The organism is Planococcus wigleyi (assembly GCF_014836985.1).
GTDB classification, from domain to species: Bacteria; Bacillota; Bacilli; order Bacillales_A; family Planococcaceae; genus Planococcus; species Planococcus notacanthi.
In genome coordinates this window covers 37,023-58,271 of record NZ_JACSPU010000008.1, presented here as the reverse complement: position 1 = coordinate 58,271, position 21,249 = coordinate 37,023, and the positions used below count along the sequence as shown (strand labels likewise).

The 21,249-nt window shown below is 45.9% G+C and carries 21 protein-coding genes and 1 riboswitch; of the genes, 15 read left to right on the top strand and 6 right to left on the bottom strand.

The window, feature by feature from the left end:
- Nucleotides 1–10: 10 nt before the first annotated feature.
- From H9630_RS17665 to H9630_RS17645, 6 genes are all read left to right on the top strand, one after another.
- Entirely contained in the window at nt 11–1,357 is a 1,347-nt protein-coding gene (locus H9630_RS17665; RefSeq protein WP_191716811.1) for a cytochrome ubiquinol oxidase subunit I, read from the top strand.
- Complete coding sequence (locus H9630_RS17660; RefSeq protein WP_191716810.1) at nt 1,354–2,382, top strand: cytochrome d ubiquinol oxidase subunit II; 1,029 nt, start codon at nt 1,354–1,356, stop codon at nt 2,380–2,382. The genes H9630_RS17665 and H9630_RS17660 overlap by 4 nt, the downstream gene beginning before the upstream one ends.
- Nucleotides 2,383–2,396: 14 nt before the next feature.
- The gene (gene cydS / locus H9630_RS18965; protein ID WP_404825543.1) at nt 2,397–2,507 is read left to right on the top strand and encodes a cytochrome bd oxidase small subunit CydS; all 111 of its coding nucleotides are present in this window, start codon (nt 2,397–2,399) and stop codon (nt 2,505–2,507) included.
- Nucleotides 2,508–2,732: 225 nt separating this feature from the next.
- Complete coding sequence (gene rlmD / locus H9630_RS17655) at nt 2,733–4,097, top strand: 23S rRNA (uracil(1939)-C(5))-methyltransferase RlmD (RefSeq protein WP_191716809.1); 1,365 nt, start codon at nt 2,733–2,735, stop codon at nt 4,095–4,097.
- A gap of 142 nt (nt 4,098–4,239) precedes the next feature.
- Complete coding sequence (locus H9630_RS17650) at nt 4,240–4,404, top strand: Fur-regulated basic protein FbpA (RefSeq protein WP_191716808.1); 165 nt, start codon at nt 4,240–4,242, stop codon at nt 4,402–4,404.
- Nucleotides 4,405–4,448: 44 nt separating this feature from the next.
- The gene (locus tag H9630_RS17645) at nt 4,449–5,897 is read left to right on the top strand and encodes an amidase family protein (RefSeq protein ID WP_191716807.1); all 1,449 of its coding nucleotides are present in this window, start codon (nt 4,449–4,451) and stop codon (nt 5,895–5,897) included.
- Between the two features lie 33 nt (nt 5,898–5,930).
- On the opposite strand, the gene H9630_RS17640 is transcribed toward H9630_RS17645, so the two are convergent.
- Nucleotides 5,931–6,791, bottom strand: coding sequence for a TetR/AcrR family transcriptional regulator (locus tag H9630_RS17640; RefSeq protein ID WP_191716806.1), 861 nt, complete (start codon nt 6,789–6,791; stop codon nt 5,931–5,933).
- 174 nt (nt 6,792–6,965) lie between these two features.
- Between H9630_RS17640 and H9630_RS17635 the strand changes: the two genes are divergently transcribed.
- The 4 genes from H9630_RS17635 to H9630_RS17620 all read left to right on the top strand — a co-directional run bounded on the left by H9630_RS17635 (nt 6,966) and on the right by H9630_RS17620 (nt 11,857).
- On the top strand, nt 6,966–8,435 hold the full coding sequence (locus H9630_RS17635) for an MDR family MFS transporter (RefSeq protein ID WP_191716805.1): 1,470 nt from the start codon (nt 6,966–6,968) through the stop codon (nt 8,433–8,435).
- A 105-nt stretch (nt 8,436–8,540) separates the two neighbouring features.
- On the top strand, nt 8,541–9,701 hold the full coding sequence (locus H9630_RS17630; protein ID WP_191716804.1) for a DEAD/DEAH box helicase: 1,161 nt from the start codon (nt 8,541–8,543) through the stop codon (nt 9,699–9,701).
- Complete coding sequence (locus H9630_RS17625) at nt 9,698–10,927, top strand: aminopeptidase (RefSeq protein ID WP_191716803.1); 1,230 nt, start codon at nt 9,698–9,700, stop codon at nt 10,925–10,927. Before H9630_RS17630 ends, H9630_RS17625 begins: the two co-directional genes overlap by 4 nt.
- A 12-nt stretch (nt 10,928–10,939) precedes the next feature.
- Entirely contained in the window at nt 10,940–11,857 is a 918-nt protein-coding gene (locus H9630_RS17620) for an SGNH/GDSL hydrolase family protein (protein ID WP_191716802.1), read from the top strand.
- A gap of 66 nt (nt 11,858–11,923) precedes the next feature.
- Here H9630_RS17620 and H9630_RS17615 read toward each other — a convergent pair whose 3' ends face one another.
- Together H9630_RS17615 and H9630_RS17610 are read right to left on the bottom strand one after the other, a co-directional pair.
- On the bottom strand, nt 11,924–12,073 hold the full coding sequence (locus tag H9630_RS17615) for a hypothetical protein (RefSeq protein ID WP_191716801.1): 150 nt from the start codon (nt 12,071–12,073) through the stop codon (nt 11,924–11,926).
- Between the two features lie 66 nt (nt 12,074–12,139).
- The gene (locus tag H9630_RS17610) at nt 12,140–13,213 is read right to left on the bottom strand and encodes a M20 family metallopeptidase (RefSeq protein ID WP_191716800.1); all 1,074 of its coding nucleotides are present in this window, start codon (nt 13,211–13,213) and stop codon (nt 12,140–12,142) included.
- Between the two features lie 146 nt (nt 13,214–13,359).
- Nucleotides 13,360–13,458, top strand: a riboswitch (TPP riboswitch).
- A gap of 97 nt (nt 13,459–13,555) precedes the next feature.
- On the opposite strand from H9630_RS17610, the gene thiT reads away from it, so the two are divergent.
- Nucleotides 13,556–14,143, top strand: a complete 588-nt coding sequence (gene thiT / locus H9630_RS17605) for an energy-coupled thiamine transporter ThiT (protein WP_191716799.1) — start codon at nt 13,556–13,558, stop codon at nt 14,141–14,143.
- 156 nt (nt 14,144–14,299) lie between these two features.
- On the top strand, nt 14,300–15,052 hold the full coding sequence (gene map, locus H9630_RS17600) for a type I methionyl aminopeptidase (RefSeq protein WP_191716798.1): 753 nt from the start codon (nt 14,300–14,302) through the stop codon (nt 15,050–15,052).
- Between the two features lie 111 nt (nt 15,053–15,163).
- Here map and H9630_RS17595 read toward each other — a convergent pair whose 3' ends face one another.
- Nucleotides 15,164–15,898 carry a tryptophan-rich sensory protein gene (locus H9630_RS17595; protein WP_191716797.1) on the bottom strand — a complete coding sequence of 245 codons (735 nt, stop codon included), beginning with the start codon at nt 15,896–15,898 and terminating at the stop codon, nt 15,164–15,166.
- 194 nt (nt 15,899–16,092) lie between these two features.
- Between H9630_RS17595 and H9630_RS17590 the strand changes: the two genes are divergently transcribed.
- The 3 genes from H9630_RS17590 (at nt 16,093) to H9630_RS17580 (ending at nt 19,012) form a co-directional block, all read left to right on the top strand.
- Nucleotides 16,093–17,892 carry a M3 family oligoendopeptidase gene (locus H9630_RS17590; protein WP_191716796.1) on the top strand — a complete coding sequence of 600 codons (1,800 nt, stop codon included), beginning with the start codon at nt 16,093–16,095 and terminating at the stop codon, nt 17,890–17,892.
- Nucleotide 17,893: 1 nt separating this feature from the next.
- The gene (locus H9630_RS17585) at nt 17,894–18,442 is read left to right on the top strand and encodes a GNAT family N-acetyltransferase (protein ID WP_191716795.1); all 549 of its coding nucleotides are present in this window, start codon (nt 17,894–17,896) and stop codon (nt 18,440–18,442) included.
- An 87-nt stretch (nt 18,443–18,529) separates the two neighbouring features.
- Nucleotides 18,530–19,012 carry a DinB family protein gene (locus H9630_RS17580; protein WP_191716794.1) on the top strand — a complete coding sequence of 161 codons (483 nt, stop codon included), beginning with the start codon at nt 18,530–18,532 and terminating at the stop codon, nt 19,010–19,012.
- Between the two features lie 7 nt (nt 19,013–19,019).
- Here H9630_RS17580 and H9630_RS17575 read toward each other — a convergent pair whose 3' ends face one another.
- Both H9630_RS17575 and mreBH read right to left on the bottom strand, forming a co-directional pair.
- Entirely contained in the window at nt 19,020–19,586 is a 567-nt protein-coding gene (locus H9630_RS17575) for a beta-class carbonic anhydrase (RefSeq protein WP_191716793.1), read from the bottom strand.
- Nucleotides 19,587–20,076: 490 nt separating this feature from the next.
- Nucleotides 20,077–21,084 carry a rod-share determining protein MreBH gene (mreBH, locus tag H9630_RS17570; RefSeq protein WP_191716792.1) on the bottom strand — a complete coding sequence of 336 codons (1,008 nt, stop codon included), beginning with the start codon at nt 21,082–21,084 and terminating at the stop codon, nt 20,077–20,079.
- Nucleotides 21,085–21,249 lie beyond the last annotated feature (165 nt).

Below are 21,249 nucleotides of genomic sequence, written 5' to 3'. Positions count from 1 at the left end.
GACGAGTAGATTGGACTTTCAAGATCCGGCTTTTCTGAGTCGCATCCTAACGCTATTGACTCTATCGTTCCACATTCTTTACGCAACGATCGGCGTAGGTGTCCCTCTTATGATTATGATTGCCCAGTGGGTGGGCATTAAGAAAAAAGACGATCACTACATTTTGCTGGCACGCCGTTGGGCCAGAGGATTCGTCATTACTGTTGCAGTAGGTGTTGTGACAGGTACGGCAATCGGTCTGCAATTATCTCTATTATGGCCGAATTTTATGCAGCTGGCAGGGAACGTGATTGCCCTTCCGTTGTTCATGGAAGTATTCGCATTTTTCTTTGAAGCTATTTTCCTGGGGATTTATCTTTATACATGGGATCGCTTTGAAGACCAACGCAAACATTTTCTATTGCTTATTCCAGTTGCACTGGGTGCAGCAGCGTCATCTGTTTTCATTACGATCGTCAATGCCTTCATGAATCAGCCGCAAGGTTTTGAAGTGCTGAACGGTGAAATGGTCAATGTCAGCCCGCTGCTGGCTATGTTCAGCCCGGCAGTGCCGACCAAAGTGGCACACGTCATGGCGACTGCTTTCATGACCAGTGCATTTTTACTGGCTTCGATCGCGGCATTCCGGATGCTGCGCGGTTCGACACATATTTATCATAAGAAAGCCTTATTCCTCACCATGAAACTGGGGCTGGTGTTTGCCATTGCCACGGCATTGATTGGGGATTTCTCAGGCAAATATTTAGCAGAGTACCAGCCGGAAAAATTGGCGGCTGCTGAATGGCATTTTGAAACGGGAGAAGAAGCAGAATTGATTCTTTTCGGTGTGTTGGACGGGGAAGAAGCGAAGTACGCCATAAAAATCCCGTATGCCTTGAGCATTTTGGCACACAGCAATCCGTTTACAGAAGTAATTGGCCTCAATGAATTCCCGGAAGATGAAATACCGCCGCTGTGGATCCATTATCTATTTGATACGATGGTGATGATCGGCATGTGGTTGGCATTGTTCTCCTTTGTCTATGTGGTGGCCGCTTGGCGCGGCTGGACATTTATCCAGGCTAAATGGTTCCGCTGGTTGACTGTAGCCGGAGGACCTTTGGCGCTTATCGCCATTGAAGCAGGATGGTGGTTTACAGAGGTCGGACGACAGCCTTGGATACTCAGAGGCCATATGAAAGTCAGTGAAGGGGCAACCACGAGCGGCCAAGTGGACTTGATGATTATCCTGTTTGCTGGTTTGTACATCATCCTCGGGATCGGAACGGTTGTCGTCTTGTCCAGAATGTATAGACGCAATCCGGTTGAAAAAGAATTGGCGGCACGTGAAAATGCTAAAGGCGGTGAAGAACAATGACATTGGAAATTATCGGCATCTCCGTTCTCTGGCTGTTTTTGTTCCTGTACGTCATCGTCGCATCGATTGATTTCGGTGCCGGCTTCTTTAATGCCTATAGCTCATTTATCGGCAAACAGCATATATTGACAGGCATCATTCAACGTTACCTGTCACCTGTATGGGAAGTCACCAACGTATTCTTTGTGTTCTTCTTTGTCGGGATTATCGGATTTTTCCCGCAGACTGCGTTTTATTACGGCACAACGCTGCTGGTTCCGGCGAGCCTTGCATTGATATTGCTGGCAATCCGCGGTTCCTATTACGCATTCGCGACTTACGGGGCAAAAATCAACCATAGAGGATACATCTACATGTACGGTTTGTCCGGGCTATTGCTGCCGGCAGCTTTGTCGCCGGTATTGGCCATGTCCGAAGGCGGGTTCATCAAAATGGATAATGGCCAGCCTTACCTGGATTACTGGACCCTATTTACCAGCCCATTGATGTGGAGTATCGTAGTTTTGAGTTTAACGGCCGTACTTTACATTTCAGCTGTGTTCCTGACTTGGTATTCTTCCAAAGCAGGCGATTTGAAAGCCAACGAACTGATGCGCAAATATGCATTGATCTGGGCAGGTCCTGCCATCATTACAGCAACCGGAATCATCTACGAACTGCGCGGCCATAATCCGGAGCATTTTGCACGCATCCTCGATTTATGGTGGGTATTCGCCGTATCGTTCCTGCTGTTTGCGGGAACAGTCTACTTGATTTGGAAAAAACGCCATTACGGCTGGGCCTTCATTTTATTGATGGGGCAATTCTTTACCGCATTCTTTGCGTATGGGGCATCGCATTACCCATATCTGCTGTATCCGTATTTGACGATTTACGACAGCTTTACAAATGAAGCGATGGCCATTGCGCTGATCATCGCGTTCATCGCAGGCTTATGCCTGTTGCTGCCATCGCTTTACTTATTGTTCCGCTTATTCTTGTTCGATAAGGATTATGTCGAAGGCAAATCGGATTACCACGCATAAAGGAGGCATTATCCATGCAGGATTTCATGATATTTTATGCACCATTCCTGGTTTTGTTCGGATCCATCATTTTCGGATTCTGGTTCTCACTGAAGGATGGCCCCGCTACAAAAGATAAAAAATAGAGACGCGCGCAGGCCTTTGCCTGCCGCGTTTTTTCTGTTTAAATAGAGTTTTAGTTCTTGATTCCTGTCTGGACTTTAATGCCTAAATTCTAAGGTTATAAGCCACTTCAGCAGTGTGGCTGAAAAACACCGCTTCGCTAGAATGTCTTATGCCTGTCGAATTTAAGACGGGCACTTTTTCTTTTCTTGTTGTATGATAAGTAAATGTGAAATGGAGTGAACTTTTTGAAACCAGTAAATAAAAATGACCGGATAACGGTCCATGTAGAAGATTTGACGCATGACGGTGCAGGCGTAGCGAAAGTAGAAGGCTACCCGTTGTTCGTCCCAGGCGCGTTGCCGGGGGAAGACGTAGTTGTGCACGTTTTGAAGACGTTGAAATCCTATGGCTTTGCAAAGCTTATTGAAATAAAACAGTCATCGCCTTTTCGTGTTACAGCTCCTTGCCCGGTCTTCGACACGTGCGGAGGCTGCCAGATTCAGCATCTGTCCTATGAAGGGCAAATGACCTTCAAACAAAAATTGGTGCGCGATGCCATCACACGGATCGGCAAATTGCCGGACGTGCCGGTACATCCTGTAAAAGGGATGGAACATCCATGGCGCTACCGCAATAAGTCCCAGATTCCATTTGGCACACAAGATGGCAAAGTAGTTGCTGGATTTTATCAGCCGCGTTCGCATGACATTGCCGACACGGATATCTGCCTGATCCAGACACCGGAAGCCGACGCTATAATGGTGTCACTCAAAAAGAGTTTGGCTGAAATGGGCATTGAGCCTTATGAGGAAGCAACGCACCGCGGCATGCTTCGCCATGTAGTGGTCCGAAAAGCGCGTGCTACTGGGGAAATCATGGTGGTTCTGGTAACCAAGAAAAAGAAATTCCCTCAAGCGGCACATGCCATTGAATTGATTCAGGCGACTGTTCCGGAAGTGACATCAATTGTCCAAAACATCAATAGCGAAAAAACCAATGTCATTTTTGGCGCTGAAACCCTGACGCTTTGGGGCAAAGATGTAATAGAAGACCAAATCGGCGATGTGCGTTTTGAGATTTCTGCGCGTTCATTCTACCAGATCAATCCTGAACAAACAGAAGTTCTCTATGGCCAAGCTTTGGAATACGCTCAATTAACCGGAAAAGAAACGGTAATCGACGCATATTGCGGAATCGGGACCATTTCCTTGTTCCTTGCGCAACAGGCTGAATTCGTGATGGGGGTTGAAATTGTGCCCCAAGCGATAGAAGATGCCAAACGCAATGCGGAATTAAACGGTTTGTCTAACACTTTGTTTGAAGCCGGACCAGCCGAACAAGTCATTCCGCGCTGGTACAAAGAAGGCAAGAAAGCGGATGTCTTGGTTGTTGACCCTCCGCGCAAAGGCTGTGATGAGCAGCTGCTGCGGACGATCCTTAAGCAGCGCCCGACACGTGTGGTTTATGTATCCTGCAATCCGGCAACATTGGCACGTGATCTGCGCATATTGGAAGACGGCGGCTACCGCACAAAAGAAGTGCAGCCCGTCGATATGTTCCCTCAGTCCACTCATTGCGAAGCAGTGGCGTGGCTGGAGTTGGCAGAATAAATGGAGTGAGCCCGATCAGCTATTAAAGCTGATCGGGCTCTTTTCAACTTTTTGGTTAAAATAGGCTAATTTGATGTTAACAGGTTTTAACCGTATAGAGCGGAGGGTAAAGACAAGAGAATACATCAAGAAGGAGAGAACGATGAAAATGGTGCAGATACCCGAGTCAAAATTCACGGATAAACGTGAAACCATCATTCAGGGACTGGTCGAAAAGAACGTGTTCAAGATCAACGGACGCCAGCTGTATGAAACCTCACTCTATGAATTAATGAAAACCTATACAGAGACTGACCAAGCCGGCTGATTCCGGCTTTTTTCAATGCCTTATATAAATGGGAGGAAGAATCCATGCACAATAAAGAATTGGAAAGCTACCGCCAGGAACGGCTTGATGAAATGACAATCGAGGAAATGCAGGAGGCGATGGACAAAGGGAAGCTCACTTCCGAAGAACTTGTTCTCATGTATAAAGAAAATATTTCGTTACGAGACAAAAATACAGACGCTGTACTGGAGATGAATCCGGATGCTTTGCTGACTGCGCAAGCGCTTGACTTTGAGCGCCGGCAAACCGGTCCGCGTTCCGCTCTGCACGGCATTCCGGTCTTGGTGAAAGACAATATGGACACCTGTGATAAGATGCATACCAGTGCAGGGTCTTTAGCATTGAAGGATCATTATGCTCTAAAAGATGCCAAAGTGGTGGAAAAATTGCGCCAGGCGGGTGCCGTGATTCTCGGCAAAACCAATATGACGGAATGGGCGAATTTTATGTCCGATAAAATGACCAATGGCTATAGCTCGAGAGGCGGACAAGTGAAAAATCCATATGGTGAATTTGACGTGGGCGGTTCAAGTTCAGGGTCCGCCGCAGCTGTCGCTTCGAATTTGGCGGCGGGCGCAATCGGAACAGAAACGTCGGGATCGATCATTAATCCCGCTGCACAAAACAGTTTGGTCGGAATCAAGCCCACCGTCGGGTTGGTGAGCCGCAGCGGCGTCATCCCGTTGTCTCATACACAGGATGTTCCAGGTCCTTTAGGGCGGACTGTAGCAGATGCTGTAGCGCTTTTGGAAGTCATCATTGGCATCGATCCGGAAGACAAGATTACAGCATTTGCGGCTCAGTTTGAGGATTATGACTGGCGCAGCCATATGAGGAAAGACGGGCTTCAAGGTGTTGCATTGGGTGTAGCGAGAGGGCTGTTTAAAGAAATCAATGATGAACAGGCTGAGCTTTTTGAACAGGCGTTGGATGCGCTTCGTGAATGCGGTGCGGAAATCGTAGACGAAGTTGATCTGGGCGTCGAGCAGGAAGACCTTGGATTTGCGGTGTTGCTGCATGAATTCAAGGCGAACTTGAATGCGTATTTGGCGAAGTCCAATCCGGACCAACGAATTCGTTCCTTGGATGATGTCATCGCTTTCAATAATGAGCATGCAGAGAAAATGCTGAAGTTTGGACAGAATTTACTGGAGCAGGCTAATGGGATGAGCGGCATGCTAACGGAAAGAGAATACGTCGAAGCATTGGAACGCAACCGCTTTTTGGCGGCAGAGCGTGGAATGAAGAATGTCCTGGAGAATATCGGTGTGGATGCGTTGGTATTGCCGCAGGATTTTGGCTGCAACATAGGTGCGGCTGCAGGCTTCCCATCAATTACAGTGCCTTTTGGCTTTAGTCCATCGGGTGAGCCTTTTGGTATTACGTTTGCTGGCCAAGCATTCAGCGAACCGACACTGATTGAATACGCATATGCATTTGAACAAGCCGTCAAAGGACGGCGAAAACCATAGAAAAAAGCAGCGTCCTTAACAGGCGCTGCTTTTTTATGCAATTTCATCTAAATGTTTCCACACCTGTTCAATCATAATCGACAATTCAGCTTCAGTCCGGTCATCATTAGCCAACGTGGTAAGGACACTTTCGATCAGTGCTTTTCTTGGAGTTTCCGCAGCCAGCTCAGTTGCCAAAAATTGCACGAGCTGTTGCGTGTTCTTCTGTTTTTTCAATTTCTCGGCGTATGTTGCCAACATTGGAGACAGTTCCTCTAATTCGATGTTGTCGGCAGATTTAGCAAGCGGCAATTTCAAGTTGCCGATAAATGTATCTTTAGCCGCTATTTGGAGTGCGATGGTCGCCTGCAGCCTCCGGATGACGAAAGAAGAAAGCTTGTCTGCCGGCAGTGCATCTTCGGATACAAGACGCCAGATATGAATCAGCTGCTGGACATAACCGTGTACAAATGCTGCATTTTCCAGTGCATAGGGAGCCGCTTCTTTGCCGAAAACATCGATGATACGTGAAGAAATCCATTCCATTTCCAAAGAGTACTGTTTAATAGAAAAGGATTTCAATTCCGGTTCTTGTGAATAGAAGATGCTTTCATAGAGAGAAAAGAGATTTTTTTCAAGGTTGAGTTTGATGCGGATGAACAATTGCTCCGCCAATACTTCCGGATCATTGGCTTGCTTGCCGACAGCAGCTGCCATTCGCCGCTGCCTGATTTCACTGCCAATCGAATCCATGATGGCCATAAGGCACTCTGCTTTGGATCCGAAGTAATTGTAAAAAGTCCCTTTCGATACATTCGCTTCATCCAATATGTCTTGGATAGAAGAAGAATTATAGCCTTTATTGATGAAAAGTTCATACGCTGCATTTAGGATTTGCTGTTTTTTAGGATTCATATACCTCACCTTTATACCGATAGTCTACTGTTATGATAACTTCAAAACACTTATATATCAATGTTTTTAACTTTATCGGATAAAATGCTTGAAAAAAATATACAGGCGGTATAGAATAATGCAATGGAGAAAGAGAAAAAAATAAAGAGCACCATTTACGGAGGAAACACAAAGATGAAAGAACAGAAAAAAACGCCTTATGGCATTATAGCCATTCTCTTTACGGGAGCGTTCGTAGCAATTTTTAACCAAACTTTATTGAATATAGCATTGCCTGAAATTATGCTTGATCTGGGGATCGATGCATCGACAGCGCAGTGGCTAGTTACGGGCTATATGCTGGTCAACGGAATTCTGATTCCAGCCAGTGCCTATTTGATCCAGCGGTATTCCAACCGCTCAATTTTCATCGTAGCGATGTCCTTGTTTGCACTCGGAACGCTATTGGCCGCAGTGGCTCCTGTATTCAGCGTATTGCTGGCAGGGCGCATGATTCAAGCTGCCGGATCTGCTTTAATGATGCCGTTATTGATGAACGTCATGCTTGCAGCATTTCCGGTTGAAAAACGTGGATCCGCAATGGGCGTATTCGGACTTGTTATGGTCGTTGCGCCTGCAATCGGGCCGACCCTTTCCGGATTTATTGTCGAACATTACTCATGGCGTGTGCTTTTCTGGATCGTCCTGCCAGTGGCATTGATTCCATTAACATTAGGGATCTTCAAATTAAAGAACCTGACATTCCAAGACAGAGAGATATCGCTTGATAAAGCGTCGTTGGCTCTTTCCAGTTTAGGGTTTGGCGGGGTATTGTACGGATTTAGTTCAGCGGGTACGATGGGCTGGACCGATCCGGTTGTTATGGTGACCATTGCTGTTGGTGTTATTTCACTCGTTATTTTCGGTTTCCGCCAATTGAAACTGGATAAGCCTCTATTGGAAATCCGGATTTATAAATACCCAATGTTCGCATTGTCATCAGCGATTTCAGTGGCCATTTCCATGTCCATGTTTTCAGCGATGATCCTGATGCCAATTTACATTCAGACCATCAAAGGCATTTCGCCGATCGATTCAGGCTTGCTGATGCTGCCAGGTGCACTGGTTATGGGCTTCATGTCTCCAGTCACCGGCCGGTTATTTGACCGATTCGGCGCAAAAGTGTTGGCCATTCCCGGCTTGGCGATTGTTGTGCTGACGACGTTCATGTTCAGCCAGTTGAGCCTGGATTCCAGCTACCTTAGCATCATGATGATTTACACGTTGCGCATGCTCGGTATTTCTATGGTCATGATGCCGGTCATGACAAATGGGTTGAATACGTTGCCGATGAAAGCTTATCCGCATGGAACGGCCATCAACAATACCTTGCAGCAAGTTGCGGGTGCGGTCGGTTCAGCTTTCCTTATTACCGTGATGAACACACGAACGGAGTCGACAGCGAAAGAGCTGGCGGCGGCCGGAACAGCTCCTGAAAGCATCATGAACTTGGCTATGCTGGATGGCATCAACTTCTCATTTTTCGTTTCCACTTTTATCGCGTTAGTGGCATTAGTGCTGTCTTTCTTCATTAAGAAGCCGGTACGTCCTGTCACTGAGACGGAAAAAGAGATCGTCTACCGACAAAAAGAAGTAACTGAATAATCAACTGAGCCAGTCCTTTTGCGGACTGGTTTTTCTTGCGTGAAAAAGGCGACAGAACACCAAATATGGTACACTAAAAGCATTGAAAAGAAGGTGGAATCGCAGATGACTTTTGTAAATGAATTAAGCCCGATGTGGCAAGAAAAATGGGAAAAAGCTGGATTTGAAACGGCTATGCCGATCCAGGAACAGATGATTCCGGAAATGTTGGCAGGCAATGATATCGTTGCTGAATCACCGACCGGATCGGGTAAAACATTGGCTTATGTATTGCCGATCCTGGAGCGCGTCAACCCTGAAAAACAGGCAATCCAGGCAATGATCGTCGCACCGTCGCAGGAATTGTCCATGCAGATCGTCAACGTATTGCGTGAGTGGACAGAAGGTACGGATGTCACCGTTACGCAATTGATTGGCGGGGCAAATATGCAGCGCCAATTGGAGAAGTTGAAGAAAAAACCGACGATTGTCGTAGGGACGCCTGGACGTTTGAATGAATTGGTGAAATCCAAAAAACTGAAAATGCATGAAATCCGGATATTGGTGCTGGATGAAGGAGATCAGTTGATGGCGCGCGAACACCGGGGCATCATGAAAGATCTGATTGAAAAAACTCAGCATGAACGCCAATTGGTGCTGGTATCTGCTACAATCACCGAAGAAATAGAATTGGTGGCGGAACGGTTGATGCAGCATCCTACACGTCTGCAGGTAACGGCTGAAGATTTGCCGATGCTTGGAAAAGTGATGCATTCATTCATCAAAGTGGATGAGCGTGATAAGACAGAAATGCTGCGCAGCCTGTCGCATATTCCCGGCATGAAAGGCTTGGCATTCGTCAATAACCTGGACCAATTGCTGATGAAGGAAAATAAACTGAAATTCCGCGATGCGAAAATCGTGACCTTGCATTCTGAAATGAAAAAAGATGAACGCAAAAAAGCCTTGGATGCTTTCCGCAAAGGTGAAGTTGCTGTATTGATTGCGACAGAAGTAGCAGCGCGCGGTTTGGATATCGATAAAGTGACGCATGTCATCCATGTCGATGTACCGCAAACAGTTGAGCAATACCTGCATCGTTCAGGCAGAACCGGAAGAGCGGGAGCAGATGGCGAAGTATTGACTTTGCTGGCTTATTCCGATGAACGCCATTACAAGAAATTCACGAAGGAATTGCCTTCCAAGCCTGTCCAAAAAGTGATTCATGGCGGGAAACTGATTGAAGGTTCCAGCAAAACCATTGCTGCAAAGGGGAATAAACGATGAATTTTCAAGAGAAGCTTGAGCAATATGCTGATTTGACGGTTTATGTAGGATTGAATGTCCAAAAAGGACAATTAATCGTAATCAATACGACGACTGACACGCTTGAATTCACACGCCTGGTTGTCAAGAAAGCATATGAGGCAGGGGCCAAGCGGGTCCAAGTCAATTATGAAGATCCTGTTTTGACACGGACGCATTTCGAATTGGCGCCAGATGAGGCATTTCAGGAATATCCGGAATGGTCTGTCGTTCAACGCGATGAAGTGATCAATACAGGCGGGGCCTTCCTGTGGATTGACGCTGAAGATCCGGATTTGCTGACAGGCATCCCGACTAAGCGCCTGGCTGATTCACAAAAATCTGCCGGCAAAGCATTGGAGCGTTATCGCCAAGCGGTCGGTACAGATAAAGTGGCTTGGTCGATCGTCGCTATTCCTTCACCGAAATGGGCACAAAAAGTCTTTCCGGATTTGCCGGCTGAAAAACAGATGGACGCCTTATGGCAAGCCATCTTCAAAACAGTGCGTATCGGCGAAGGTGATGCGGTCGAAGCTTGGAAAAACCATATCGCTTTGCTGGAACAGCGCGCTGCTCAATTAAACGATAAACGCTATGTGAAGTTGCAGTACACTGCACCTGGCACAGAATTGACCATTGAACTTCCCGACAAACATATTTGGATGTCCGGCGCTTCAAAAACGCCTCAAGGCAATCCGTTTATCGCCAATATGCCGACAGAAGAAGTTTATACGGTGCCGTTAAAACATGGAGTCGACGGCAAAGTCCGTAATACGAAGCCATTGGTTTATCAAGGCAATGTCATTGATGGGTTTACGCTGACCTTTGAAAAAGGCAAAATTGTTGAAGCTAAAGCGGAGACGGGGCAGGAACTTCTCAATGAAATGATCACTGCAGATGAAGGAGCGGCTTATTTAGGGGAAGTGGCGTTGGTGCCGCATCATTCGCCAATTTCCGATTCCGATATTCTGTTCTACAATACCTTGTTTGATGAAAATGCTTCGAACCATTTGGCAATCGGCGACTCTTATCCGACTTGCTATGAAGGGGCACGCGATCTGGAACGTAATCAACTGGAAGCCATCGGTTTGAACACATCAATCGTCCATGAAGATTTCATGATTGGCAGCGATAACATGGATATTGATGGAATCACCGCCGATGGTTCAAAAGAGCCTATCTTCCGGAACGGAAATTGGGCATTCTAAGAGGTGAATGACATGAAAAAGTATTGGATCGCGGCAGTGGCTGGCCTTCTGCTTTTCAGCGGAACTGCTTCGGCACAAGCAGAACTCAAGATTCCGGCAGCTTACATCGCTATCGGTGATTCGCTGGCGGCAGGGCAAACACCTGAACGCGAGATAGATGCTGGGTACGCCGACATGATTGCACAGGAATTGTCACGCAATCAGCCTATGGCTTTCTACTCGAAAAATTTGGCGTTTCCGGGATTTACAACAGCTGACGTATTAGACAGCATCCAGTCGGATGAAGCGAAGAGCGTGTTGGCATCGGCCAACCTCATTACCGTTTCAGCTGGAGCGAATGATTTGCTGCGCCTGGTCCAAGACGATCCGGCACAGGGATCGCTGACTTTCCAGCAGATCCAGGCAGATTTTGCACTCAATGAAGCAAGAAAGAATATGGAGTTGATTTTGGCTGAGCTGACTGAGCTCTCTCCGAATGCGGATGTTTATGTGATGGGCTATTATTTCGCTTATCCGCATGTCCGTGACAGCCAAAAATCCGGAACAGCCAAACAACTGGACCGGCTGAATGAAATTCTGGAACGTTCCGCTGAAAAAGCAGGAGCGACATTTGTTTCCGTAGACCAATCATTCGGCGATGAGGCTGTAGAAAAAATTCCGAATGCAGCTGACGTCCATCCGAATGCGGCTGGCTATCAGGCAATGGCCAATGCGTTTTTTGATGAATATCAGGCAACGTGGACAGTTGAAGATTTTGAATTGCCGCCACCGAATCCATTGACATTCGAACAGATAATGGAAGCGGAGGAGCAGGATGGTGATGGAGGGCAGGAAGAAGAGGGCAGTGAGACTGAAGAGACAGCTCAGCGGCCATCCAATCATAGTCCGACCGGTTACCTGGCTTTGCGGGAAGCAATGCCTTTTATTTAGAACATCAAAAGCAACTTATAGCCTAAAAAAAGTTCCGGCATGAATTTCATGCCGGAACTTTTTGTTTTAGCGTTTTTTTCCACGCGTCGGAGTTTGCTGTGTAGAAGCCGGTTGCCCAGCTTTTCCTTGTTTTCTTTTATTTAATACTTTACGGATAATCGGATAAGCGATGGGGCCATATTTTATCGCGGATTTCACTAGTCGTCCAATTGCCATATAAATCTCTCCAATCATAGGGTTAGTAATTAGTATTTTCCCGAATCGGGCAGTGTGCAAACATTTTTACGCTGATTGCGCATGTGCCAGCAGAATGTCTTTGTATTCATGGACGCTGGAAATCAAGACATACTCGGCGTTGCCATGCCAGTCATCTCCACTTGGTCCAAATTCAATGGCACCTTCGCCGCCGGTGACGGCTGCATAATACCGTGTATCGGCTGCACCGTGCTGGCCGAATAATACGGCTTCTTTATCAGTCGTTTCGAGAATCGCTTTTTGCAGAGTCTGGATAAATGGGTTTTCTTTTGTTGTTGTCAGCGCAGGTGTTGAACCTGAAGCTTTATAGTCCATGTCGATGTTCAAGGTCTCAGCTAATTCTGCTAATTGCCGAACGATTTCCTCTTTATCCTGTCCAGGCATAAAACGGATGTCATAAGACATTTCGCACGTTTCAGGCACCACGTTATAACGGTCTCCTGCTTTAATGATCGGCAGGTTCACCGATGGCTGCTCATAATACTCAGTAGATTCTTTCCGGAATGGCAGCTCTGTTGCAGCCATATGGAATTTCATAGCGGATTCGATGGCATTGATGCCTTCCCAAGGGCGGCTGCCGTGTGCGGGCTTGCCTTTGAAAACCATATCCATTCGTAAAATCCCTTTCGACTGCAATCCGACTTTTAAGCCTGTCGGTTCTCCGCAAATAACAAAATCACCATGGAAGCCTTGCTCGACCAACCACTTAGATGTATTGCGGCCACCGATCTCTTCGTCGGTGACAATATGTAATTGAACTTTTCGGTTCAAACCGCTAGGCTCCAGTTCAATAAAAGCTTGCATCATTGCTGCAACACCCGCTTTCATATCAGCTGCGCCGCGTCCGTAAATGCGGTCTTGTTCTTCGACTGGCACAAACTGTTCTTTATGGCCAGGAACTACATCGACATGGCCATTCCAAACAATGGTCTCATTGCCTTGTCCTTTCTCAGCAGTGAGCATCAAGTAGCCTTTATTGTCGTGGACAGTAACCATTTCTCCTTTTTGTTTCAGCCAGTCGGCACAAAAAAGGAGAGCTTCATTTGCTGCTTCTTTTGTATCACTTTGAATTTTAATCAATTCCTTCAATAATTCAATCATTCATTCGGCAACCCAGAATCCCGGCTGCCTCCACCACCTTTCGGATTTTTTCACTACCATCACTTTACCCTGTCAGAGCTACTTAAAACAGCCTTGCATTAGAAAGAGGCCTTGTGTACAATACAGGTGACTGAATAAATATTTGTATACACCACAAGGGGAGCTTTAGCTGAGAGTGAACAATCTGTTCTTACCCTTTGAACCTGTAAGTTAACACTTGCGCAGGGATGTGGATGGAAACCGGCTCTTACAACGGCGCCAGGCTCTGTCCTGACGCCGTTTTTAATATGGTTTTATTCACGGCCCTTCTGGTGATGTGCACAACACATTAAGGAGGAAGTCATGAGAAATAAAAAAGTATTGTTGATGATGGAGATTGCCATTTTTGCAGCTCTTGGATTTGTATTGGATTTTGTTTCTTTCCGGATGCCGCAGGGAGGTTCGGTCAGTCTGGTGATGATCCCGATTATTTTAATTGCATTTAGGCGAGGGGTCGCTGCCGGTGTACTGACGGGAATATTGGTGGGGTTGCTGCAGATTGTTTCGGGCTTTATTTCTGTCGCGCCTTTATCATTCGGATTTGTTGTCATGCAGGTTTTATTGGATTATCTTCTGGCTTACGGTGTCGTAGGACTGGCTGGTGTCATGCGCACCAAGTATCTGCAGCATGCGCATGCCAAGCAAACCGGCAAGATGTTGGCCGCTATTGTCGCAGGGGTGTTGATTGCATCAGTGTTGCGTTATTTAGTTCATGTCATTACGGGAATCCTGTTTTTCGGTATGTTTGCTGAAGGCAATGTGGTCATCTATTCAGCGATCTATAATGCTACCTACATGATACCTGTATTCTTGCTTGCCGCTTTTGTCTGTGCCGCACTTTTTGCAGCGGCACCAAGATTAGTGGATGCTGAAGCCGCTAATACGAATTAACACAAGCAAAGGACTTTCCGGGAATTTATTCCGGAAAGTTCTTTTTCTGTTTAGAAGTTAAAGATTGCATGTTTGTTTTCCAAACTCGTCAAGAAGCCTCCAGTTTAATTTTGTGGTATAATTCTTGAATAGAAAAGCTTGAAAGAAGGGTCATTGATGATAGCAACTACTGATAAAGAAATTGAAATGCTGAAAAAAGCCGGCCAAATGGTGGCTGAAATTCGCGAGGCGATGAAAGCAGCAACCAAAGCTGGAGTCACTACCAAGGAAATTGACGACTTGGGCGGTAAATTATTCGAGGAGCTGGGCGGAGTTTCCGGTCCGAAATCAGAATATGATTTCCCAGGATATACATGCATCAGCGTTAATGAAGAAGTGGCGCACGGCATTCCAGGCAATCGCGTTATCCAGGATGGTGACATCGTAAATATCGATGTTTCTGGTTCATATGAAGGATATTTCTCTGATACGGGAATTTCCTTTGTTGTAGGCGAAGGGCATCCGGATAAAGAAAAAATATGTGAAGCAGCCGCATCTGCGTTCGACCGTGCGATGACAAAAGTCAAAGCCGGCGCTAAACTCAACCAAATCGGCAAGGCAGTGGAACGTGAAGCAAAAGAACAAGGCTTGTTTGTCATTAAAAACCTGACTGGCCATGGCATCGGGAAATCACTGCATGAAGCTCCTCAGCACATTTTGAACTATTATGATGCATGGGAAACGACCATCCTGAAAGAAGGCATGGTACTTGCAGTAGAACCGTTTATCTCACAGAAAGCTGAACATATCGTGGAATCAGGAGACGGCTGGACATTCATCACACCGGATCAGTCATTGGTTGCGCAAATCGAGCATACGGTGCTTGTGACAAAAGGCGAACCGATTCTTTTGACTAAACTGGATAAATAGTATTTGCATTTATAGAAAAAGGGATCCGGATGATTATCCGGATCCCTTTTGCCGATTTCAAAGCAATAAAAAACTGTGGACAAACTCGTCAAACGGAGTCTGTCCACAGAATCATTGAACTGCCTCGGCAGTTCTTTTTTTAATTAATAGAATACCGGTTAAAATGACGCCGCTCAAGAACAAGGCAGCAGTTGTCACCAGCATTTCACCTGTACCGTGTTTAACGGCGATTCCAATAAACGCCCAGATAAAGACCAGAGCAAAGGGAATATCGAAATGATGGAAACGGATATGCAGTGCCAGCGCAGTTGCAACAGTCAACATGATGACGGTCCACAGCTGGTCACTGAGCCCCCAGCCGCCCCAATTGTGGTAGGTCAACACAAAGCTGATGTTGGCGATGGTTGCCACACTGATCCATCCCATGTTAACTGAAATCGGCAGCCGTTCGGTGAACTTTCTTTCCGAGTTGCTGTATTGCAGGTAAAGGGCGATCAATGCCACCAAATAGCCGAGCATCGCGGCGATGGACCAGATGAAAAATTCATAATGCCAAAGCAGCAGCCAGCTGATATTAAAGATGCAACTTAAAATAAAAAACAAGGCAATCTTAGATGAAGGGATTTGTCCCTTTCTTAAATTCACCCAAAAAGCGATGATCCAGATGGCCAGCAATAGATAAATAATAGACCAAATTGAAAATACATAACCGGCTGGCGTAAACAGAACTAGAATCCGGTTTGAAATTTCGCCGGTTGTTTGGCCATTCAGCGGCAAAATGTTTGCTAAAGCGTTTGTAACAATCACGGCGAGAAAAGCGATTGTCATAAGCAAAATACGAATCATGCGAAATCCCTCCTTCTTTTCAGTATACCTGTAGCCGTTTCAATCAACAATTAACCATTTCCAAAAGATTCCCTAAAAATGGCGATAAGGTGAAGAGTTTATGGGAGGGAGTGGAATATTGTTCCGGTTTCAGAATAAAAAATGTTATACTAATAAGTGTTTTTAGAAAATTTAGTTTACCAGGGGGAAAAATTATGACAGTCAATTATCCGGAAGTATGGGATTTGGATACATTATTTCCAGGAGGCAGCGAATCACAGGAATTGCGTCAGCATATGGATGACGCGGCCACAAAGCTTTCTGGGTTCGAAGAATCGGTCCAACAGTTCGAAGTTCCTTCTGCAAAAGAAGATGCACAAAAGGTAGCTGATCTGCTGGAACAGATGAGCTTAATGATGAAGCACCTAAGCCAATCCGGTGCATTTATCGGCTGTTTGATGGCCCAAAATACACAGGATAAAAAAGCGGCGATTCTGGATAGTGAATCTTCTTCTTTATCAGCTTGCTTCCAAAATTCCTTCCAAAAAATTCAGCAGGATTTGGCGAAGACAGAAGAAAGCGTTTGGGCAGAACTGTTGAATGAAGAACCTTTGCGCGACTTCACTTTCGTTTTGAATGAATGGCGTGAAGAAGCAAAGATGTTGCTGTCTGAAAAAGAAGAAAGCTTGATTACGGCATTGAGTGTAGATGGCTATCATGGCTGGAGCCAGTTGTACGATATGTTGGTCGGAGAGATCAACGTTACTGTTACAGTCGACGGCGAACCAAAAACCTTATCGGTTGGGCAAGCCAACAATCTAAGTTCCCATAAAGATGCTGCAGTCCGTAAAGAATCTTATGAAAAATTAGAGGAAGCTTGGATAGATAAAGAAGAATTCTTTGCGAAAACATTAAACTCCATCGCTGGTTTCCGTTTAGAAACGTATAAAAAGCGCGGTTGGGATAATCCGCTCCAGGAACCGTTACATATCAATCGCATGAAAGAAGAAACATTGGACGCCATGTGGGGGGCAATCAGCAAGAACAAGCAACCTTTTGTCGCGTATTTAAACCAGAAAGGAAAATTACTTGGAAAAGACGGACTGGATTGGTACGACGTAGATGCACCGGTAACGGAAAGCACACAGCAGTTTTCTTATCAGGAAGGTGCAGAATTCATCCTTAAGCAATTCGGGAAATTCGGGCCGGAATTGGAGCAGTTTGCACAGCAGGCATTTGAAAAGGGCTGGATTGAAGCGGAAGACCGTCCGAACAAACGCCCTGGCGGATTTTGTACGGGGCTGCCATTAAGTGAAGAATCCCGTATCTTCATGACCTATAGCGGCTCGATGTCCAATGTGGCAACTCTGGCACATGAACTTGGGCATGCATTCCACACTTATGCACTGCGCCCTGTGCATTCATTGAACCGCTCTTATGCGATGAATGTTGCAGAAACAGCATCCACATTCGCTGAAATGATCGTTGCGGATGCAGCTGTAAAAAATGCGCAGTCCAAAGAAGAGAAAATTGCGTTGCTGGAAGATAAAGTACAGCGCAGTGTCGCTTTCTTTATGAATATCCATTCGCGCTTCCTGTTTGAAACCCGTTTCTATGAAGAACGCAAAAATGGCGTCGTTCCGGCTTCTCGATTGAACGAATTGATGGAACAGGCGCAGAAGGAAGGGTTTGCAGGCGGATTGGCGTCAACACATCCTCATTTCTGGGCATCCAAGCTGCATTTCTATATTACTTATGTGCCATTTTATAATTTCCCGTATACTTTCGGCTATCTTTTCTCATTAAGCGTTTATGCGAAAGCAATTGAGGAAGGAACCGGCTTTGAAGAAAAGTATATGGCTTTGCTTCGTGATACAGCAGTGATGTCAGCCGAAGACTTGGCAATGAAGCATCTGGGCGAAGATATTACACAACAGGCGTTCTGGGAAAAAGGAATCGCTTTATGTGTCCAGGATGCTGAGGAATTTATTTCGCTGACATCTGCTGAGGTTTAATATGAATTTGCTTTTCGAGGGGAAGACCTGTTATTTGCGCAGCTTGGCGATTGAAGACGCAGAAGAAATGGTGCAATTGCTGTTGCGAAACCGGGATTACTGGTCTATCTACGAACCGCGCCACCGGGACAGTTATTTTTCTGCAGCTGTTCAGCGGGAAAAAATTCGTGAGTCGATTTATCAAGCAAGGGAAAATCGGGAATACAGTGTGGGGATTTTTGAGCATGATACGAATAAGTTGATTGGTCATATTTCTGTATACAGCGTAAAGCGAATGCCTTTTCTAAGCGCTTTGGTCGGCTATTCAATCGATGAAGCTTATATCGGCAAAGGCATTGCCACGGAAGCGGTAAAGCTGATGACTGCTTTCGGCTTCGAACAGCTTCGTCTTCACCGGATTGAAGCATATGTATCTCCTGAGAATATCGGTTCCATCCGTGTATTGGAGAAAACCGGATTTCGTCAGGAAGGCTTGCTGAAGGAGTTCCTTTACATCAATGGCGAATGGAAAGACCATTATTACTATGCCATGATTGAAGACGAGTTTTGAAAGGGCAAGGCCACCTATAAAAAATGGTGGAAAGAGATGCAACGCTGGTTTGAAACGTGAATAAAAGCGGAGGAAGGTGTGCAGAAGATGAATAAAGATAAATTATTCTCTTATCATAAATGGGCGACACAGGCCTGTTTGGAGCACGTTCAAGGGTTTGACGAAGAGCTTTATCAAAAAGAAGGAGCGAATTCATTTTCTTCGATTCAGGCGACGGTTGCCCATGTCATTGGGGTGGAAAAACTATGGCTGATGCGGATGAATGGTGTAGAAAAGCCGGTATTTGAACATTATGATGTGGAGACGACTGACAAAGCGATAGAAGCGTTTATGCTGCTCCATGCAGAAATGGAATTGTTTTTCGCTTCATTATCCGAAGAGCAGTGGCAGGAGACACTCTATTATCAGAACATGCGTGGCGACAATCTGGCTACTTCACGCGAAGATATGCTCTTTACGGTTGTTAATCATGCCAGTTACCATCGAGGGCAAATCACATCTTTCCTCCGTCAATTCGGTAAAGAAGGAATTCCGCTCGATTATATTTATTTCCAAAAACAAAACCGCTGAGAAATTCTCAGCGGTTTTCGTTTCCATTGATGACGACATCCAGTTTTCCAGTCGTCGGATCGATCACCAAACCGTGGACCGGAACATTCGGATCCAACAACGGATGGTGGCGAACCATGTTGACACTGTGGGTGACACTTTCTTCAACATTATCGAAGCCGCGGAGCCAGCCTTCCAGATCAACTCCGGAATACTCCATCATATCGATGGTCTTTTGGTCCACGCCCCGTTTTTTAATCTTCTCGAGCATTTCATGTGGTTTAATGTTGGACATGCCGCAATCGTGGTGGCCAATAATATAAATTTCGTCTGCATTCAATTCATAGACAGCGACCAGTAAACTGCGCATGATGCCGCCGAACGGGTGATTGATGACAGCGCCGGCACTTTTAACAATTTTGACGTCACCATTTTTAAAGTTCATCGCTTTTGGCAGCATTTCAAAAAGACGCGTGTCCATGCATGTCAAAATAACGACTTTCTTGTCAGGAAACTTGGTGGTCATGTACTCTTCATATCGCTTTTCTTTCACAAATTCTTCGTTGTACTCCAAAATTTCATCTAATAAAGCCATTATACTTCCTCCTTGTCGACTACTACTTTTTAAGTTTAATCCAAATTTCTGAAAAATACGAATCGAATTTGCCGTTTCGGGAGAAATAAGGAAAAAAGTCATTGCGCATCGTTTCGGATTTAATAAGACCTTGCCTTTTATAAAACTGTACGTAGGTAAATTAGAACAGTGTTTTTCAGGGGAATCAAGAATAAAAAAAAACGGAAAGCAGTTCCGAGTGCTTCGGAGTGTTTTCCGTTTTTCTATATCCAGCTCCAGCGCCCAGGTTCTAGGGACATAAGCCAATCCGGCTGTGCGGCAAAGGACGCCGCTTCGCCAGCTCGTCTTATGCCCTTCAAACCTGCACGGGCGCTTTCGCTTTTCTTAGTGTCCAGCTCCAGCAGCCAGCCCCTCGAGTCGCTTCAGCCTTACCAGCAATGGCAAAGACCGCCATTACCGGTAAGGCTTCCAGCGCTTGTCGTGGCAAAACGGCTGCTTCCGCTTTTCTATATTAACGCGACATTTTCTCTAACTGCTTAATCATGTTCAGCGACAGTCCTGTTCCGATGGCGACTGATTCCAGTGGTTGTGGTGCAATATGGACGGGCACTGAGATTTCTTTTGAAAGCCATTCCTGCATGCCTTTCAATAAAGCACCACCGCCTGAAATGACAACGCCTTGGTCAACCATGTCACCCGACAGTTCAGCTGGACAATTCTCCAGTGTTGCGCGGATGCATTCCAAAATGGCGGATAAAGATTCTTTCAGCGCTTCTTGTGTTTCAAGAGAGCTGAGTGTAATGGTTTTCGGCAAGCCGGTCATGATGTCACGGCCGCGGATTTCCATGTTCTCTGTTTCATGGGGAACAGGAGCATAGCCGATTTCCATTTTTATATTTTCAGCAGTGCGTTCACCGATCAATACGTTGTACTGTTTGCGGACATACTGGATAATATCTTCATCCATGCGGTCGCCCGCAACTTTAACGGTGTTGGAAGAAACCACCCCGCCAAATGAAATGATTCCCACTTCTGTAGTACCGCCGCCAATATCTACAATAACGCTCGCTACCGGTTCGCTGATTGGAAGTTCCGCGCCTATTGCAGCAGCTACAGTTTCTTCAATTAAGTGAACGGTTTTGGCGCCGCTCTGTTTCACTGCGTCGTGGATAGCGCGGCGCTCAACTTTAGTGGCACCGGAAGGGGTACAGACCATCACATTGGGTTTGCGATAAGCACTTCCAAGTTGTTTGGCCGCTCTTTGCATGACCGCTTTCAGCAGATCAAGAGTGGCATCAGAGTCGGCGATGACGCCGTCTTTCAATGGGCGGATCACCAGGATGGAATCAGGTGCTTTGCCAAGCATAGCTTTCGCTTCAGTGCCGATCGCCAGCACCGCACGAGTCCTTGCATCCAAGGCGACAACAGAAGGTTCATTGACGATAATGCCTTTTGTTTTTGTGTAAACGAGTATATTTGCAGTTCCTAAATCGATACCAATATCTATTGCAGAAAACATACGTGAATTCCTCCTATGAATAAAGACGCTAACTAGTTCGGATTTTACCATTACGAGCTGTGGAGTGGAAGAGCAGAAGGGACCTAAAGAGCATGGAAATTAGATAGAACACGTACATTTGATAGTGCTTTTAGTGTGAGTAACATAAAAACCGGCTTCAGAGAA

What these genes read in the sequence shown, in the direction of transcription:
- H9630_RS17660 (WP_191716810.1), top strand. Translation starts at nt 1,354, where the DNA reads ATGACATTGGAAATTATCGGCATCTCCGTTCTCTGGCTGTTTTTGTTC.
- cydS (WP_404825543.1), top strand. Translation starts at nt 2,397, where the DNA reads ATGCAGGATTTCATGATATTTTATGCACCATTCCTGGTTTTGTTCGGA.
- H9630_RS17650 (WP_191716808.1), top strand. Translation starts at nt 4,240, where the DNA reads ATGAAAATGGTGCAGATACCCGAGTCAAAATTCACGGATAAACGTGAA.
- H9630_RS17645 (WP_191716807.1), top strand. Translation starts at nt 4,449, where the DNA reads ATGCACAATAAAGAATTGGAAAGCTACCGCCAGGAACGGCTTGATGAA.
- H9630_RS17640 (WP_191716806.1), bottom strand. Translation starts at nt 6,791, where the DNA reads ATGAATCCTAAAAAACAGCAAATCCTAAATGCAGCGTATGAACTTTTC.
- H9630_RS17635 (WP_191716805.1), top strand. Translation starts at nt 6,966, where the DNA reads ATGAAAGAACAGAAAAAAACGCCTTATGGCATTATAGCCATTCTCTTT.
- H9630_RS17630 (WP_191716804.1), top strand. Translation starts at nt 8,541, where the DNA reads ATGACTTTTGTAAATGAATTAAGCCCGATGTGGCAAGAAAAATGGGAA.
- H9630_RS17625 (WP_191716803.1), top strand. Translation starts at nt 9,698, where the DNA reads ATGAATTTTCAAGAGAAGCTTGAGCAATATGCTGATTTGACGGTTTAT.
- H9630_RS17620 (WP_191716802.1), top strand. Translation starts at nt 10,940, where the DNA reads ATGAAAAAGTATTGGATCGCGGCAGTGGCTGGCCTTCTGCTTTTCAGC.
- H9630_RS17615 (WP_191716801.1), bottom strand. Translation starts at nt 12,073, where the DNA reads ATGGCAATTGGACGACTAGTGAAATCCGCGATAAAATATGGCCCCATC.
- H9630_RS17610 (WP_191716800.1), bottom strand. Translation starts at nt 13,213, where the DNA reads ATGATTGAATTATTGAAGGAATTGATTAAAATTCAAAGTGATACAAAA.
- thiT (WP_191716799.1), top strand. Translation starts at nt 13,556, where the DNA reads ATGAGAAATAAAAAAGTATTGTTGATGATGGAGATTGCCATTTTTGCA.
- map (WP_191716798.1), top strand. Translation starts at nt 14,300, where the DNA reads ATGATAGCAACTACTGATAAAGAAATTGAAATGCTGAAAAAAGCCGGC.
- H9630_RS17595 (WP_191716797.1), bottom strand. Translation starts at nt 15,898, where the DNA reads ATGATTCGTATTTTGCTTATGACAATCGCTTTTCTCGCCGTGATTGTT.
- H9630_RS17590 (WP_191716796.1), top strand. Translation starts at nt 16,093, where the DNA reads ATGACAGTCAATTATCCGGAAGTATGGGATTTGGATACATTATTTCCA.
- H9630_RS17585 (WP_191716795.1), top strand. Translation starts at nt 17,894, where the DNA reads ATGAATTTGCTTTTCGAGGGGAAGACCTGTTATTTGCGCAGCTTGGCG.
- H9630_RS17580 (WP_191716794.1), top strand. Translation starts at nt 18,530, where the DNA reads ATGAATAAAGATAAATTATTCTCTTATCATAAATGGGCGACACAGGCC.
- H9630_RS17575 (WP_191716793.1), bottom strand. Translation starts at nt 19,586, where the DNA reads ATGGCTTTATTAGATGAAATTTTGGAGTACAACGAAGAATTTGTGAAA.
- mreBH (WP_191716792.1), bottom strand. Translation starts at nt 21,084, where the DNA reads ATGTTTTCTGCAATAGATATTGGTATCGATTTAGGAACTGCAAATATA.